9 protein-coding genes, 1 rRNA gene and 1 pseudogene are annotated in these 17,086 nt (G+C 59.6%); 4 read left to right on the top strand and 7 right to left on the bottom strand.

The features are described from left to right. Positions 1 to 91 (top strand): 5S ribosomal RNA (gene rrf, locus FHL16_RS32425); the annotation flags it as partial. A 344-nt stretch (positions 92 to 435) separates the two neighbouring features. Beyond that, positions 436 to 2,316 carry a methyl-accepting chemotaxis protein gene (locus FHL16_RS32420; RefSeq protein ID WP_077750435.1) on the top strand — a complete coding sequence of 627 codons (1,881 nt, stop codon included), beginning with the start codon at positions 436 to 438 and terminating at the stop codon, positions 2,314 to 2,316. Between the two features lie 126 nt (positions 2,317 to 2,442). On the opposite strand, the gene FHL16_RS32415 is transcribed toward FHL16_RS32420, so the two are convergent. The 5 genes from FHL16_RS32415 to FHL16_RS32395 form a co-directional block, all read right to left on the bottom strand. Then, positions 2,443 to 2,910, bottom strand: coding sequence for an SRPBCC family protein (locus tag FHL16_RS32415; protein ID WP_077750434.1), 468 nt, complete (start codon positions 2,908 to 2,910; stop codon positions 2,443 to 2,445). A gap of 27 nt (positions 2,911 to 2,937) precedes the next feature. Next, positions 2,938 to 6,348, bottom strand: coding sequence for a non-ribosomal peptide synthetase (locus FHL16_RS32410; protein ID WP_077750433.1), 3,411 nt, complete (start codon positions 6,346 to 6,348; stop codon positions 2,938 to 2,940). A gap of 13 nt (positions 6,349 to 6,361) precedes the next feature. Beyond that, the gene (locus FHL16_RS32405) at positions 6,362 to 7,291 is read right to left on the bottom strand and encodes a diiron oxygenase (protein WP_077750432.1); all 930 of its coding nucleotides are present in this window, start codon (positions 7,289 to 7,291) and stop codon (positions 6,362 to 6,364) included. Beyond that, positions 7,288 to 8,064 (bottom strand): DUF3050 domain-containing protein, encoded by a 777-nt coding sequence (locus FHL16_RS32400; protein WP_077750431.1) that lies wholly within the window; start codon positions 8,062 to 8,064, stop codon positions 7,288 to 7,290. The genes FHL16_RS32405 and FHL16_RS32400 overlap by 4 nt, the downstream gene beginning before the upstream one ends. Before the next feature lie 697 nt (positions 8,065 to 8,761). Next, positions 8,762 to 9,472, bottom strand: a complete 711-nt coding sequence (locus FHL16_RS32395) for a GntR family transcriptional regulator (protein WP_077750430.1) — start codon at positions 9,470 to 9,472, stop codon at positions 8,762 to 8,764. A gap of 220 nt (positions 9,473 to 9,692) precedes the next feature. Between FHL16_RS32395 and lapG the strand changes: the two genes are divergently transcribed. Both lapG and lapD read left to right on the top strand, forming a co-directional pair. Continuing rightward, the gene (lapG, locus tag FHL16_RS32390) at positions 9,693 to 10,385 is read left to right on the top strand and encodes a cysteine protease LapG (RefSeq protein ID WP_010464935.1); all 693 of its coding nucleotides are present in this window, start codon (positions 9,693 to 9,695) and stop codon (positions 10,383 to 10,385) included. A gap of 14 nt (positions 10,386 to 10,399) precedes the next feature. Then, positions 10,400 to 12,346: a cyclic di-GMP receptor LapD gene (lapD, locus tag FHL16_RS32385; protein ID WP_077750429.1), complete on the top strand. Its 1,947-nt coding sequence runs from the start codon at positions 10,400 to 10,402 to the stop codon at positions 12,344 to 12,346. A gap of 137 nt (positions 12,347 to 12,483) precedes the next feature. Here the strand turns inward: lapD and FHL16_RS32380 are convergent, their stop codons facing one another. Both FHL16_RS32380 and FHL16_RS32375 read right to left on the bottom strand, forming a co-directional pair. Continuing rightward, a complete protein-coding gene (locus FHL16_RS32380; protein ID WP_010464933.1) occupies positions 12,484 to 12,822 on the bottom strand; it encodes a hypothetical protein in 339 nt (112 codons plus the stop codon). Between the two features lie 148 nt (positions 12,823 to 12,970). Continuing rightward, a pseudogene (locus tag FHL16_RS32375) lies at positions 12,971 to 17,086 on the bottom strand (LapA family giant adhesin); the annotation flags it as partial.

Below are 17,086 nucleotides of genomic sequence, written 5' to 3'. Positions count from 1 at the left end.
CACCTGATCCCATCCCGAACTCAGCAGTGAAACGATGCATCGCCGATGGTAGTGTGGGGTTTCCCCATGTGAGAGTAGGTCATCGTCAAGATTGAATTCCGAAACCCCTGTCTGCTAACGCAGACAGGGGTTTTGTCGTTTTGGCTCCTAAAAACGTCAGGTCATTATCCCCTGCGAGTCATGCCACTTCTGCGCCACACCCTTGCCCAGTGTTGATGTCCAATAAGCGCATCGAGCTCCAACGGCTCTAGAGCGCCGTTCGGCGGGAATATCGGTCATTTCATACAAACCCCTAAGATTTCTCCGACTAGTGCCGAAAGACTAGTGAGACATGCGTGCACCAAAGTAGCGCGACCGAAGAATTCCGCCTGCGCTGTTACATGGAATGTTGCACCTGGAACGCATCCCCACTTTTTGCATAAGAAGTCCCATGAAATGAATCTCAAGTTCAGCCATAAAATCCTTCTGGCCGCCTCTGGCGTCGTGGTGCTGGCTTTTGCGTTGTTCACTTTGTACAACGACTATCTGCAGCGAAACACCATCCGGCAAAACCTCGAGTCCTCCGTCCAGCAAGCTGGCGATCTGACCGCCAGCAGCGTGCAGAACTGGATGAGCGGCCGTGTGCTGGTGCTGGAAAACCTCGCCCAGAACGTCGCTCATCAAGGCGCCAATGCGGACCTTCCCGGACTGGTTGATCAACCGGCCTTCACCTCGAACTTCCAGTTCACTTACGTCGGCCAGGCCAACGGCGTGTTCACCCAACGCCCTGACGCGAAGATGCCGGACGGTTACGATCCGCGTCAGCGTCCCTGGTACAAACAAGCCGTGGCTGCCGACAAGACCATGCTGACGCCGCCGTACATGGCCGCCGTCGGTGGGTTGGTGGTGACCATCGCCATGCCGGTGAAAAAGAACGGTGAATTGCTCGGCGTGGTCGGCGGTGATCTGAGCCTGGAGACCCTGGTAAAGATCATCAACTCGGTGGACTTCGGTGGCATCGGCCACGCGTTCCTGGTCAGTGCCGACGGTCAGGTGATCGTCAGCCCGGATAAAGACCAGGTGATGAAAAACCTGAAGGACATTTATCCAAACTCTGGCGTGCGCATCGAGAAGGGCAATCAGGACGTCACCCTGAACAAGCAGGACCGCATCCTCTCGTTCACCCCGGTGAGCGGTTTGCCGAATGCCGAGTGGTACATCGGTCTGTCGATCGACAAGGACAAGGCCTACGCACCACTGAGTCAATTCCGCACTTCGGCGTTGATTGCAATGTTCATCGCCGTCAGTGTGATTGCCGTGCTGTTGAGCCTGCTGATCAACGTGCTGATGCGTCCGCTGACCACCATGGGCCGCGCGATGCAGGACATCGCCCAGGGCGAGGGCGACCTGACCCGTCGTCTGGCCGTGGAAAGCAAAGATGAGTTCGGCGAGTTGGGTGGTTCGTTCAACCAGTTCGTGGAGCGGATTCACGCATCGATTTCCGAAGTGTCCTCGGCGACCCGCCAGGTCCACGATTTGTCGCAGCGCGTAATGGCATCGTCCAACGCTTCGATCGTCGGCTCCGATGAGCAAAGCGCGCGCACCAACAGCGTGGCTGCCGCCATCAACCAATTGGGTGCCGCCACCCAGGAAATCGCCCGCAATGCTGCCGATGCTTCGCAGCATGCGAGCGGTGCAAGCGAGCAGGCGGATGATGGTCGTCAGGTAGTAGAGAAAACCATCCTGGCCATGACCGAGTTGTCGCAGAAAATCAGCCTGTCCTGCACCCAGATCGAAACCCTGAACGCCAGCACTGACAACATCGGGCACATTCTGGATGTGATCAAAGGCATCTCCCAGCAGACCAACTTGCTGGCGCTCAACGCCGCCATCGAAGCGGCGCGTGCCGGTGAAGCCGGTCGTGGTTTTGCGGTCGTGGCGGACGAAGTGCGCAACCTGGCGCATCGCACACAGGAGTCGGCGGAAGAGATCCACAAGATGATCACCTCGCTGCAGATCGGTTCTCGCGAAGCAGTGACGACCATGAATGCCAGTCAGGTCTCCAGTGAAGAGAGTGTCGAAGTGGCGAATCAGGCGGGCCTGCGATTGGTCAGCGTGACGCAGCGCATCGGCGAAATCGACGGCATGAACCAGTCGGTGGCCGCGGCGACCGAAGAGCAGACGGCGGTGGTGGAAACCCTCAACGTCGACGTCAACCAGATCAACTTGTTGAACCAGCAGAGCGTGGCAAACCTCAATGAAACATTGAAGGATTGTGATGCGTTGTCGTTGCAGGCGAACCGGTTGAAGCAACTGGTCGATAGCTTCAAGATCTGATTCGGGTCAGTTCTACTGCGTTATCGTTCTTCGCGGGCAAGCCTCGCTCCTACAGGGCATGGAAAACCCTGTAGTAGCGAGGCTTGCCCGCGAAAGCGGTAGAAAAGTCACCGCTGGACCAAAGCTCTACGCAAATAGCTTCAACACATTATTCATCGCGTCATCCGCAAAGCCCTGCACAAAATCCTTGAACCCCGGCAACGCCTCAGCACCTCCCTGCGCCGGTTCGGCAATGATCGTCCAGGTCGCCCGTGACGTGTCCGCACCCAGCGGTTCAACACTCATCGCCGCCCACAAATTGGCCACGCCCAGCGTGTTGTAAATGGTCGTCCACGTGATGTTCAACGCCTGGTCATCCCGGGAATTGAGTTGCTCGACCACCAGGTTGCCGTCCTTGAAAAATTTCTTGCGCAGCGACGACACGCCTTCGCCCGTCATCTCGATGTGCGACAGCGCCGGAATGAACTGATCGAAGCCGGCAAAGTTGCCGACCACCGCCCAGACCCGCGCGGCATCCGCCGGCACCTCCACCGAGGACACGACATGGCAGCCTTGCGGGTTTTTGATCAGGGTATCGGGTTGCAGATTGTTCATGGTCTTGCTCCATTGGGTTTGAATGAATCAGATGAAATTGATTTCTTTGAGGTAGTCGCAACCGCGACGCAGCAGTGCGGGTGATTTTTCCGGGTAGTGCGCGCCCATCTGCCGAACGCCGGCCTGGGCGTTGTCGTGGCCGATCATCGAGATGTCGCCGATGTCTTCCTCGAAGCCGTTGAGGTAGAAACCGAGTACGCCGAACAGCGCGTTGTCGCTGTCGACCCGACCCAGTTGCTGTTGCCAGTCGGCGACGCTGACCATGGAGAACTCCCGCCCCGCCTCACGGAATGACGCGACGTAATCGTCCCAACTCAGGGGCTCGGGGTTGTGCAGGTTGAACACCGCTTTTTCAGATGAATAACGGCTGGCATGGAAGCCAATGAAGCGAGCGAGAAAGTCCACCGGCATCAGGTCGAAATTCAGCGAAAACTCCGGCACCTGGCCGAGCTGGATCGAGCCCTTGAGCATCAGCATCAAGCGGTTTTTGTGCGGCTGACAGACGCCGGAGAGGCTGTTGAAGCTGATGTTGCCGGGGCGATAAAGATTGACCCGCACCCCACGTTCACGCGCTCGTTCGAGGATCCGTTCGCCGACCCACTTGGACAGGTTGTAGCCGTTCTTGATGTAGATCGGTGGCGTCTGCGCTGCGGGTAATTCCAGCACTCGGCCATCGTCGGCAATCGTGCTGGACGCCGACAGCGTGGAGACAAAATTGAAGATCTTCTTGCTGCGCCCCTCGCACAGCCGAAGGCATTCGAAAATCGGCTCGACGTTGTCCCGCGCCAACGACTCGTAATCGAGCACGTGATTGACGTTGGCGGCGTTGTGCACCAGCGCGCCGAACTCTCGATCGAGGCGCTCGTAAACGTGCGCATCAAGCCCCAACGCCGGGCGAGTGATGTCTGCCGCGTAAACCTGCACCCGACTCAGGTCCAGGTGCTCCAGACGGTTTTCCCGTAACGCATGAGCGAAGCGCTCAGCCGCCGATTGCCCACCGCCATCGCGCACCAGGCAAGCCACTTCAGTGACGCCCCACGCCAGCAACGCTTCGACGATGTGCACACCGACAAAACTGTTTGCGCCGGTGACGATCACCTTGTGCACATCACCCATACGGCTGATGGGCAGCGGCTGAATATCCAGCTCGCGGAAGGCATCCGCCAGTGCTTGCGCGCTCAGGACTTCCTCGGTGCCGGAGCCGCGCACCAATGTCGCCAGCTTCGCAATAGTCGGCAATTCAATGAAGCGATTGATCGAGATGCTGCGGCCGAATTCTTCACGTAATCGCAGCAACATCCGTGACAACAGAATCGAGTGGCCGCCCAGATTGAAGAAACTTTCGTCGGTCGAAATATCGCTGGCCGGCAACTCCAGCAGCTCAGCCCAGATCTCCAGCAACAGCGCTTCATCGGCGCTGGCGGGCAAGCGCCGTGTCGTGTTTTCGGCAACATTCACCGGCATCGCCAGCAGCGCTTTACGGTCGACTTTGCCGTTACTGGCGAACGGCATGCTCGGCAATTCAGTCCAGGCGATGGGTTGCATGTAGTCCGGCAAAAACTGCATCGCATGAGCCTTCAAGGCTTCGCGCGCGGCGCCCGTTTGGTTCTCCTGAGGTTGTGCGAGGAACGCCAGAATCCGCCGTTGGCTGTCGATGACCACCGCCACCTGGCGGTACAACTGACTGTCGCGCAGGCAGCGTTCGATCTCTTCCGGCTCGACGCGAAAGCCGCGGATTTTCACCTGATTGTCCCGCCGTCCACACAGCTCGATACCGTCGCCGGTCCATTTCGCCATATCGCCGGTACGGTAGGCGCGCAGGCGCTGGCCGTCTGGCAAGTTCATGTCCAGGTAACGTTCGGCAGTCTGCTGCGGGTTGTTCAGATAACCCAGGCACACCCCCGGCCCGACAATGTACAACTCACCGACGACCTGCTCGGCCACCGGCTGAAAAGCCTCATCGAGAATTAGCACCTGGCTGTTGGCAATCGGCGACCCGAGGGTGCGGTTGTTGTCGCCAGCGCGCAGTTGGCGCGCGGTAATAAGCACCGTGGCTTCGGTCGGGCCATAGAGGTTGTAGAGATTGCCCTGACGGGTGAGCTGCTCGATAACGTAGGGTTCGCAGACATCGCCGCCGGTCATTACATGATCCAGGACCTGCAGCTGATCCAGCGGCAGAATGCTCAACAGCGCTGGCGGTAAAAATGCATGGCTGAGGCGTTGATGGCGAATCAGCTCGACCAGTTGCAACGGATCGCGACGCTGGTCGTCGTTCGGCACGATCAGTTCGGCGCCCTGAAGCAGGGTCGGGAAAATATCGATCAGCGACGAGTCGAAACTCAACGACGAAAACTGCAAGGCCCGACTGTGTTCGGTCAGCTGCACATAGTCGGCATACCACGCGGTGAAGTGCGCGAGGTTAGCCTGGCTGAGCAGCACGCCTTTGGGATGCCCGGTGGTGCCCGAGGTATAGAGCGCCATGCAGGGCGCGTCGAGAGCGGGGCGCTGGCGCATCAAGGGTTGACCGAGAGCGACGTCAGCGAAGTCGATGCGACTGATGTCCAGCCCCGGCATTTCATCGGCGAGGGGATGCTGGCCGTCATGCAGCAACAACACCGCTCCTGCATTCGAAAGGATGTACTGCTGACGTTGCGGCGGATGGCTCGGCTCCAGCGGCAAATACACCGCGCCGCTGCCCAGAATCGCCAGGATCCCTGCATACAACGCACTGCATTTCGGCAGGCAGATCCCGACCACCAACGGGCCTTGATGCTGTGCGAGCAACGGCAGCAAGCGTTGCTGGATCGCACGGCTCTGGGCGTGTAATTGCCGATAACTCAGCGATGTGCCGTCGATGTTCAGCGCAGGTCGTTCGGCGGACTCGATGAAGCGTTGTTGCAGACGCTCGATCATCGGGATCCGGGCAAGTTCTTGCAGCCACGGTTGAGCGGTGTTGTTGAGTTGATGAACGAACGCCAGGCGTTCTAAAAACAGCAGATTGTCCACCTGTTCAAAATGGGCTGCCGCAGCCGGTTCAGCGCAGAGAAAATACTCGGCGTCCCGGGAGAATCGGCTGACCAGCAGTGAGACGTGATCCACCAGTTCCGCCACCGCTCGCAGGCGCAAGGCCTGGCCGTTTCCGCTAGGTTCATCGGCAATCGGCACGCGCGTGAACAGCGTTGATCCTTGCATGCACAGCAGGTCAATCGGCGGTAGACCGGTGACGTTCGGCACGCCAATTCCCAGTTGCAGTGTCAGATGCGGCGCATCACTCGGGACTGAAAACGCCTGGCTGGCGTCGTCAATCAGCAGATCAAACGACGGTGCCTCCTCAAACGCATCGAGCCGCACCAGCGAATGACCCTGTTGTTCAAGTTCCAGCGCCAGGTCGGTCAAGGCCTGGCTTTGCCCAATGAGCAAAATGTCGAGACGTCTCATGATGTTCTCCTCGTTAAACCAGGTAGTCGCTGAGGGTGTCTTGCACGCACGGCGAATCCAGCAGCGAACTGCTGCGGAAAAACCGCACGATGTTGGCGACCAGCGGGTGATGACGATTGATCGGGAAGGCCAGCCCCGAGATCTCGTTCTTGAGTGCCTGGCGTGCCGCGTCGCTGATCTGCAAGGCTTCGATCAAGCGGAAATCGAAGGACTTCTGGATGTCGTTGGTCAGGTAATGGCCGATGAACACTGGCAGGATTTGCGCGATGAGCTGGCGGTCGTCTTCGCTCGCGGTGTGCCAGTAAATGCGCACCATCCGCGACCAGAACCCGGAATGGCGGCCCTCGTCGAGCAAGTGATCGGCCATCAGGCCCTTGATCGACTGCTTGACCGTTTCGTCCTTGGCGAACGCCGCGACATCGCCGGTTACGGTGTTCTCGGCGATGGCCACGCAGATCAGTTCTACCGCGCTGCGCAGATGCTCTGGTGCGAGGGCCACGGCCGCCGGGATCGCCCGACTCAGCTCGATTTCATCCGGCAGCTGGATTGGCGTAATGCCGGTCATGGCGACGGTCTGCTGCATGAAGTCCATGGCCACCAGCGCGTGGTAATCCTCGTCCACCACCACAGTCATGGCGTCATAGCGACAGGCAAACGGGAACGCCACGGCGAAGCGATTTTTGGCGATGCTGCGGGCGGTCTTGTCGACGATCTCGGTTTCGAAAATCACCACGTCGTTGATGAATTTGTAGAGCGTCTGCACCAGCGCGAAGTCCCGTTGTTCCGGGCATTCGCGCAGGAAGGTCTCGCTCAGCACCAACGGTTGGCGGCTCAACGGATAGATCAGTTTGCCGTCATTCTCCAGCACGCGCCGCGGGCGGGTGCGGATGGTCGCGCGACTTTCCCAGGCGTCGGCGAAGGATTGGTAGTCGGCGGCGTTCATGCGTTCACCTCCGCAACCGGTTCGCTCATGCTCAGGCGCAGGCCGTCCCACAATGCAATGCGACTTTCCACGGCGGCAATGGCGCTGGCGTAGACGTCCGCTTCGCGTTGCGGATCGCCGTCGACCAGCCGGGCGAGGAGTTTTTCAGCGGCGGGGCCGTGGTCCTCGGAGTCGACTTCGATGTGCCGCTCCAGGTAGTAACGGAAGGTGGGCGCCTGCTCGATGCCGATGCCCCAGTCGTCGAGAATCCGTTGGAACATCTGCGGAATAACGCTCTCACGACCGTGCAAAAACGCTGCGGCAACGCTATGTCCCGGCGCATGCAGCGCGGTGTGCAAGGTGTGCCGTACAAACTGCGCAGCCGCCGGATCGACATCAACGCTTTGCAGCGCCACGTCGTAACTCACGCCTTCTTGTTGCAACGCCACGAAGCGTTCCACGGCCGCCGTGCTGGCACCGACTTCGCGCATCGCATCCAGGTACAACTCGAAATGACTGTAATGACCTTGGGCCGGGCGATCATCGGACTCTTCACCCAGCACAATCTCATTGATAAGACGCGCGGCCTGCGGATCTCGCGGCGGCAACCAGGGCAGTTGGACGCAGGTCAGTTCCTGTTGCAAGCGTTTGGTCAGCGACATGAAATCCCACACCGCAAAGACATGGGTTTCCATGAACCGTTGAAGTACCGACAGCGAATGTATTTCAGAAAAGATCGGGTGTGCACTAAGTTCTGCTTTCTTCTGGTTGAGTCGGTCTTTATTCGTTTTCATGAGCGAGCCTATAAGTGATCTGAAATGCCGTTAAGGGTGTTGTGATCAATAAGTGACGGTCGTCTAACGTTTTTGTTGGCGAGCGAATGCCTCAACTAAATTGATCTCATTAAGTGCGATACAGTCGTTTTGGTGCCGTGTTTGCTGGCGGCGGAGAAAAACTAATACACGAATAAAGTATCGGGCAAGTTATTTTTATATTATTTGAAAGTTCAACTTTCTTGAGTGCGACAAGTTCTAATAAAACTATAAGTATCAGTTTTATTTGGGCGTAGTTGCTCCTTTCGACGAAGTATCGTCAAAATTCAAATGAAGAGTGAATGCCTCACTCAAAGCAACTTTCAAAGTTGTTCCGTTGAATGCTTCAAGGGGGTGGAAGTTGGCTGGGATTGACGCCGGTGCTTCCTTTCCCGTGACAAGACTCCTTCCGTAGGTTCTTGGTGCGAGGACTGTGCCGCCATGGCGGCGCGTCGCCCGTTCATTATTCGTTGGCAGCCCAAGAGTGAGCGTAAATCACGGCCGCCGCTATCGCCCGGCCGTCATCTTTGCTGGCGTATTGATGGAACCTGAGGGAGGCGAATCGAAGGCAGGCTTGGGGAGGGGGCGTGCGGTGGCTGAAGCGGGGATGTGTAAGTAGATTATTCACAGCAAGCGCGGCGCGCAGTTCGAACTGCGCGCCCAGGCTTGGCGCCGGGAGTTACCTGGGGGTTTTCTTGTTAAGCGCTTCGGGGCTGTTGAGGTAGCGCGTGATGACCTCGACACCGCGATTGAGGTGATGCTCGAGCAGCTTGACCGCACGCTCGACGTTGCGGTCTTCGACGGCCAGCAACAGCGCTCGGTGGTCTTCCTGGGACAACTTGCCCAAGCCCATGGCTTCCAGATTAAAGCGCAGAAAGCGCTCTTCTTCGTTCAACCCGTCCTCGACCAGCCGCAATAGCCGCTGGTTAGGGGCCTTGCAATAAAGCGCCATGTGGAAGAGCCGATTGAGGCGGCCGATTTCGCTGTAATCGTGCTCCATTTCCAGGTCGTCGATATGCTTGGCTGCCCGCTCGACGTCTTCCTTTTCCAACAAGGGAATCGACAAACGCAGTGCCTCGGATTCCAACAGAATCCGTAATGCATACGTTTCGACGGCATCGCCCTGGACCAGCGGTGCAACCACCGCGCCTTTATGGGCGATAACGTTCAGCAGCGCCTGGGCTTCAAGTTGGCGCAAGGCTTCACGCACCGGCATGCGGCTGACGCCGAACAGGTCGGCCAAATCTTGTTGGCGCAACGCGGTGCCGCAGGGAATGCGCCCGTCTAGAATGGCCGATCGCAGGGTTTCTTCGATCACCGAGCGTGCCAAGTGAGCGGGAATCGGCCCGTTGACCTTGATACTGCTGAGGGGGTTGGGCTTCTGTGTCACAACTACGCACCCTGATTGGCTGAAATATTTGGATCCAAATGGACACTAGTGACTGCCATGCAGCTTGTCAAACGGACAAAAGACCGCAGCCCGCGACGTTTCATGTCACCTACCATTCAAAGTCTAGCGCGTTGCCAGTGATTGCACCGTGCCATTGTCTTTTAACGGGCTAACCTGCACCATCAACCGAATTTCACCTGCCTGACCTGGATGCCTCGCATTGGCGGTACGTTTCGCGATCCCTCGGACTTTGCGCTGGCTGTGCTGCGCGTTGCTGCTGGCTGGCGCCATGCTGGGCGGGCTGCATGCCGATTGGGATTTTTCGCTGATCAGCCGCAAGGCGCAGGCCTTGTATGGGCCATTGGGTGACGGGAAGCCGCGCATCGATGCCTGGCAGCATCTGCTGGCCACGCAGAAGCAGGCCAGCGAGCTGGAACAGCTCAATGTGGTCAACCAGTTTTTCAACAAGCAGGTGCGTTACGTTGAGGACATCGACCTTTGGCATGAGGTCGATTATTGGGAAACACCCATCGAAGCCCTGTGGAAGGGCGCCGGCGACTGCGAAGACTATGCGATCGCCAAGTACTTCAGCCTGCGCCATCTCGGCGTTTCCAGTGACAAGCTGCGCATTACCTACGTCAAGGCGTTGCGCCTGAACCGGGCGCACATGGTGCTGACTTACTATTCGAGCCCCGAGGCCATGCCGCTGGTGCTCGACAGCCTGATCGATGCAATAAAACCGGCCAGCCAACGAACCGACTTGCTGCCGGTCTACTCTTTCAATGCCGAAGGGTTGTGGTTGCCGGGCGCCAAGGGCAACAAAAAGGTCGGAGATACCAAACGCCTGTCTCGCTGGCAGGACGTGTTGAAGAAAATGCAGGCCGAAGGTTTTCCGGTCGAAACGACTAACTAGGAGCACGCGCTCAGATGTCTTTGTTCAAACAGCTGTTGATCGCTATCTGTCTGTTCCTGGTGGTCGCCTTCACCGGCAGCTTCATGGTCAGCCTGGAAAGCTCGCGGACCCAGTACGTCAACCAGTTGCGCTCCCACGCCCAGGACGCCGCGACGGCATTGGCGCTGTCCCTGACGCCGAACATCGACGACCCGGCGATGGTCGAGTTGCTGGTCAGTTCGATCTTCGACAGCGGCTATTACGCGAGCATCCGCGTGGTCGACCTCAAGACTGACCAGACCATCGTCGAGCGCAGCGGCATTCCAGCGGTGAACAACGTGCCGGACTGGTTCGTCAAAATGATCGGCCTGGAACCGGCCGGCGGCGATGCGCTGGTCAGCCGTGGCTGGGAACAGGCGGCGCGGGTCGAGGTGGTCAGCCATCCGATGTTCGCCTTGGCCAAGCTTTGGCAGAGCGCGTTGGGCAGCCTCGGCTGGTTGCTGATCTGCGGTGCGGTGAGCGCGGTATTGGGCGCGCTGTTGCTGCGTCGACAACTGAAGCCGCTGGATTACATGGTCAAGCAATCCCACGCCATTGCTCGCCGCGAATTCCTCAGCCTGCCGGAACTGCCGCGCACACCGGAACTGCGCCGAGTGGTGCAGGCCATGAATCAGATGGTCGAGAAGCTCAAGGCGCTGTTTCAGGAACAGGCCGAGCGCAGTGAAAAACTACGGGTCGAGTCCTACCAGGACAACCTCACGGGCCTGGCCAACCGTCGTTATTTCGAGATGCAGTTGAACGCCCGGGTGAGCAATCCGGAGCAGGCGAGTTCGGGTTATCTGCTGCTGTTGCGGGTCAAGGACCTGGCCGGTTTGAACCAGCGTCTGGGCGGTCAGCGCACCGACCAATTATTGCAGGCCGTGGGCGAGCAACTGTCCCGCGAGTGCGCCAAGTACCCGGAAACACAGAACCTCGTCACCCGGATCCGTGGCGGTGAGTTTGCCGTGCTGGCGCCGGGGCTGGTGCGCGAAGAAGCGCTGCAACTGGCGCAGAATCTGGACAGCGCCTTGGCCAGCCTGCATGCGACCGGTGCCACGGATGTGGCCTCGGTCGCGTCGATCGGTCTGGCGCCGTTTGTTCATGGCGACTCGCCCCAAGCGGTGTTGGGTTTGGGCGACCAGGCGCTGGCTCAGGCTGAAGGCCAGGGCGAACAGAGCTGGGCATGCCTCGATCACAGCGCCTCGACCAGCGTCGGGGATGACCATCACGCCTGGCATACATTGCTGGACCAGGCGCTGAATCAGCAGCGGTTTCAGTTGTATTTCCAACCGGTGGTGGCCAGCCAGGACACGCAAGTGGTGCTGCATTACAAGGTGCTGTCGCGGTTGATCGACGACGAGGGCCAGACCATTCCCGCTGGACGCTTCCTGCCGTGGCTGGAGCGCTTTGGCTGGACCGCGCGCCTGGATCGGCTGATGTTGGAGTTGGTGCTTGAGCAGATGGCCGAGCATGAAGAATCGCTGGCGCTGAACCTGTCTTCGGCGACGTTGGCCGATCCGCAGGCGCTGAATAAAGTCTTCGAGATTTTGCGTGCCCACTCCGATCTCGGACCGCGGCTGACCCTGGAAATCGGCGAGGAACAACTGCCCGAGCAAGCGATGCTGGAAGAACTGACACGGCGCCTGCGTGAGCTTGGGTTCTCGTTGAGCCTGCAACGGTTTGGCGGGCGCTTCAGCATGATCGGCAACCTGGCGCGGTTGGGGTTGGCATACCTGAAGATCGACGGCAGTTACATCCGCGCGATTGATCAGGAAAGCGACAAGCGCCTGTTCATCGAGGCGATCCAGCGAGCGGCACATAGCATTGATCTGCCGTTGATTGCCGAGCGGGTGGAGACCGAAGGGGAGTTGTCGGTGATTCGGGAGATGGGGTTGTATGGGGTTCAGGGGCAGTTGTTTGGTGAGCCGAAGCCTTGGCAGTGAGGCTTTAGGATTTGGTCGTCTGGGAGTCCGTCTTCGCGGGCAAGCCTCGCTCCTACAAGGTCGTGCGTTGGCGTAAACCTGTAGGAGCGAGGCTTGCCCGCGAAGGCGTCAGCACAGCCAACGTCGAAGGCTGAGGTTTAAATCAACCCTGTCTCATCATCATCAATCAAGTGACTCAACCCACCCAACGCCTCACGCGCCTGGGTCCGGTCCATCAGCTTGGCCTGGGCGGCGGCCGGCAGGTCGGTGACGCGGATAACGCCTTTTCTGGTCAGTACCTGGATCAAGTCGTCGAGTACCCGGATCATTTCCTGGTCGCTCGTCTTTAGCTGCTTGAGGCTTTTTTCCACAGCTTCGTTGGCGTACCAAGCCTGGATTTCATGGTTGTCGGCCGGCAGCGTTTCCGTGGCTTCGGCGTAGGCCGCGGCTTCCACGCGCACTAACTGACCTTGCGCATCTCGTTGCACGTAGAACATTGAGCATCCCTCAGAAATGAACCAGCGTCATGCTGTCAGCAGCATAGGCCAACTGGGCACGAGTATGCGGTGCGGCGACGAAATCGTCACCGGGGGGATGGGCACAAACGTGACGGCCGCCCCATAAGGGCGGCCGTTTTTCGTGGGATCAGCTGTTGTTGTGATCGACTTTGATGGTTGGGTCACTGCCGGCAATCAACGAGTTCAGGTTGGCGCTGGACCAGTTATTGCCTTCCAGTTTGATCGTCACATCCGGCGTTGCGGCCGCGGCATCGCCTGAGTTGAACTTGCCGCCGGAGCTGACTTGCAGCGACGACACACCATCCACGGTGCTGATTTTCAGGAAGTTGTCGATGGTGCTGCCGGTTTCGCCTTGCAGCAGATCGCGCAGGTCGATGCGGTCACCTTCGCTGGCCTTGAAGTCCTTGATCACGTCGTTGCCGGTGTCGCCAGCCTTCCAGACGAAGGTGTCGGCACCCGAACCGCCAATCAGGATGTCGTTACCCTGGCCGCCCATCAGCGAATCGTTACCCGAGCCGCCGAGCAGAATGTCATTGCCCTTGCCGCCGTCGAGCAGGTCGTTGCCGCCCTGGCCGAAGATAATGTCATTGCCCGAACCGCCCAACAGCGTGTCGTTGCCGTCATGGGCGCCGGACACGTCGAATGCGCTGTAGTGCTCGGTGATGAACTGGTGCACGTTGCTGGTGGTGACTTTGCTGACGTCCACACCGGTTTCTTTGGCGACGAACGCCTGCATCGCCTGGTAACCCTCGCCGGCGATGCCGTTGAAGCTCACCAGGTCGCCGAACAGGATGTCGTTACCATTGCCGCCATTGACCGTGTCGGCACCCGGCATGGTCGCTTCGGTGTGACCGATGATCGAGTTGGCCAGGTCTTTCGGATCAATGTTGGTTTGCGGCGTCTTGTCCGAGTCGTATGGCTTGAGGTCGCTGAGGGTGACGTCTTTGTTCAGGCCGATGGCTTCAACCGTCGACACCTTGTCCAGCAGCGCGAAACCGTTGGTCGAGTTGTCGATGGCGCTAGAGCCAGTGCTGCTGCCGTTGCCGTCGCGATAGGACAGCTCGTATGTGCCGTTGCCCTCAGCGCGAATGGTGCCCAGTTCGGAACTGCTCCAGTAACCGCCCCACGAGTTCTTGTACGTCTGCAGCGTGACGGTGCCGGAGTTATCGATGCTCAGGTAGTGAGTGCTGTCCAGATAACCGGAGTAGGTCTGCCCCAACTTGTAATTGGTGGTGGTGATCACATCATCGAGCTTCACGTTGCCGAACAGGGTCGGGTTGGTCTGCTCACCGCTCTGGTAGTAGGTCGGCTTGCCATCGGTGATGAAATACGTGAGGTTTTTCGCCCCGGTGTTGGCCATGGCGTCGGCACTCTGGAACCAGTTCGCCGTGGTTTTGAATACGTCTTCGTAGTTGGTGCCGCCGCCCGACGACATGGAATCCAGCACCGCTTTTAGCAGGATCAGTGCATTCGGATCGTTCAGGTTCACCGAGACAGACTTGTTGACCTGGTTATCGAAGTCCGCAAGGAAGATGTTCACCGTCCCGGAATTACCACCCATGCTCTGCTTGAGGGTGTTGAATACCGACGTCAGCGAGTCCTTGGCGGCGCTGATCGACGAGGCGCTCATGCTGCCCGAACTGTCGACCATGAAGGCAATGTTGTAGTTGGTTCCCGGCACCACGGTCAGCCCGCCGATGTCGGCGACCATGATGTCGTTGCCGTCGGTGCCGGTGATGGTGTCATCGGCCGCCGTGGCTGTAACGGCGTTGTAGACCGCCGGGTAAACCGTGACCGGGATTGTCGCGGTGCTGGCCGCAGAGCCGCCGAGAACTTCGGTGGAGGTCGAGGTCACGGTCAGGTTGAACTGGCCGTTGTAGTACGGCGGCGGGGTCACGGTCAGGGAGCCGAGGTTCCAGCCGGTGACGTTGGCCTCACCCGACGAGGTGCTGGCGGTGAAGGTGTGGCCGGCGCCATCGGTGAGCACGGAGCCCGCCGGGATGCCGCTGATCTTCACGACCAGGCTTTCGGAGCCGTCGGTGTCCGTGAGCGCAGTTTTGATCGCAGACAGGTGAACGCTGGTGCCTTCGGCCGCTTCGTTGAGCTTGTAGCCGTCGTAGTAGCCTTCGCCGTTGGTGCCGTGCAGGTCGGAAACTGTCACGCCGGAAGCGGCCAGATCTGCCACGCCGGTGTACAGCGGCACACCAGCGCTGCTCAGGTCGACCGCCGCGCCGCCGTTGACCGACAGGTTGACGTCATAGCTGCCCGGGCCGCTCTGGTTGTGGTGGTAGATATCCAGGGTGTAGTAGCCGCTGGCGGTCGGGGTGAACGAACCGCTCAGGTTGCCGCCCGCGCCCCAGAGCGCGCTGGCCACGTTTTTGCCGCCGATGGTCACGAGCAGGCTGTCATCACCGGTGCCGCTGAAGCTGTAAGTCTTGCCGGCTTCAAGGTAGATCAGGCCGGACGTTTTTGATGCGGTGCCAGCGGTCACGCTGCCGTCGGACTGCACGTTGGTCACGGTGGTGCTGCTGTTCGGTTTGCCGGCCGCATCGATCACCGACTTCAGCGTGTTCGACGCCGCGCCGCTGCCATCAGTGCCGAGGCCCGACAGGCCGGTCCAGACTTCCTTGATCAGCCCGGTGGATTTGACACTGTTGTCCGCCACGCTCAAGGACGGCGCGTCAGCCACCGGCGTGATGTCGATCTTGATCGTGCCGATGTTGCCCAACGTCGTGCCGTCAGTAGGCTGGAACTTGATCTGTGCGTAGTCCGCCAGATTGTTGCCGACGCCGGTGCCGCCGTAGCCATTGGCGCCGGACTCATTGGCATCCGGCAGGAAGCGCACTTTACCCGCGTCGATGTCAGCCTTGGACAGGGTCTGATTGGTCGTCACGTCGGTCCAGGTCGAACCGTTCAGGTACTGCAATTTGCCTTCGCCCGGCAGGCCGGTGATTTTTACGCCGAGGTTGGCGGCCGGACTGTCGACGTCGCTGACGCCGAAGGTCGACCAGCCGAGGATCAGCGGGGTGTCCTCAGTGCCGGTGAGGTTAACCGGCGCGGCGGTTGGCGCATCGTTCACTGCCACGACGTTGACGGTGGTGGTCGCAGTGTTGGAGTAGTTGCTGCCATCGGTCACCGTCACGGTGATGATCCGCGGCACGGTGCTCGGGTCTTCACTGCTGTTGGTGAAACTGATGTTCTTGATCTGCTGCATGTAGTCGGCCAGCGTCGCATTGCCGGACAACGTCAGCGTGACGGTGCCGTCCTTGCTGTTGGCATTGATGGAGATGCCGTTGACGCTGTTGCCCAGGTTCAGCGCGTCGCCCGGTTGACGGTTGGTCAGCACGATGGTCGCGCCGGTCAGCAGGGTGCTGTCCGGGTCGGTGATTTTCAGGTCGGTGTCGCCGATCGATACGCCTTGGCCCGTGGTGCCTTCGGTGAAGGTCACGTTGTAGTTGGCACCGGTGGCGCCGCTGGAGTTGTTGGCGTCCAGGTCGAGCACGGGCGGCGCATCGTTGTCGATGATCGAAGTGCTGATGCTGCCGTTGGACGCGCTGATCGCCAGGTTCTCGAAGTTGCCGCCGGTGGCCGAGTCGATCTTGACCACGAAGTTCTCGGTGCCCTCGGTGATCCTGTTGTCCAAGGTCGCGACATTGAAATTCGCCGTGCTGGCGCCCGCCGGAATTTTCACGGTGTACACGCCGGTGAAGTCCGAACCGTCGGCGGCGGTGCCGCTGTAGGTGATCTTCAGGGTGACTTCGGTCTGCGCCGGGCTCGTCAGGCTGACGGTGTAACTGGCGGTCTGGCCCTCAGTCACCGAGGTGCTGCCGGTGATGCTGACTTCGGTCCGGTCGAGGGTGTCGGTGACGTTGGTGACGGCCGCCGCCGGGCTTTTGACCAGGTTCTCGAAATTACCACCGGTGGCGTTGCTGATGGTCGCCTGGACCGTGCCCGCGTCTTTGTAGACGTCGTCGGCCGGCGCCTTGACGGTCACGGAGCCGCTGGTGGCGTTGGCGGCGATGGTGATCACGGCGCCGTTGCTCAATGTCACGGTGACAGGAGTGCCGGCGGCATGGGTCAGGTTCGCTGTGTAGACGATCGAACCGCCTTCAGCGACCGAGTCGGTTGCTGTCAGGCTAAGCGTGGTGGTGTCCGCCGAGTCGGTGACCGAGGTGTCCGCCGACTTGCCATCGACGTCCAGCTTCTCGTAGTTACCGCCCTTGGCGTCGTCGATCTTGACGCT

Origin of the sequence: Pseudomonas sp. FSL W5-0299, assembly GCF_005930655.1 — a bacterium.
Lineage (GTDB): Bacteria > Pseudomonadota > Gammaproteobacteria > Pseudomonadales > Pseudomonadaceae > Aquipseudomonas > Aquipseudomonas mandelii.
This window is presented reverse-complemented; position numbering and strand designations above follow the sequence as displayed.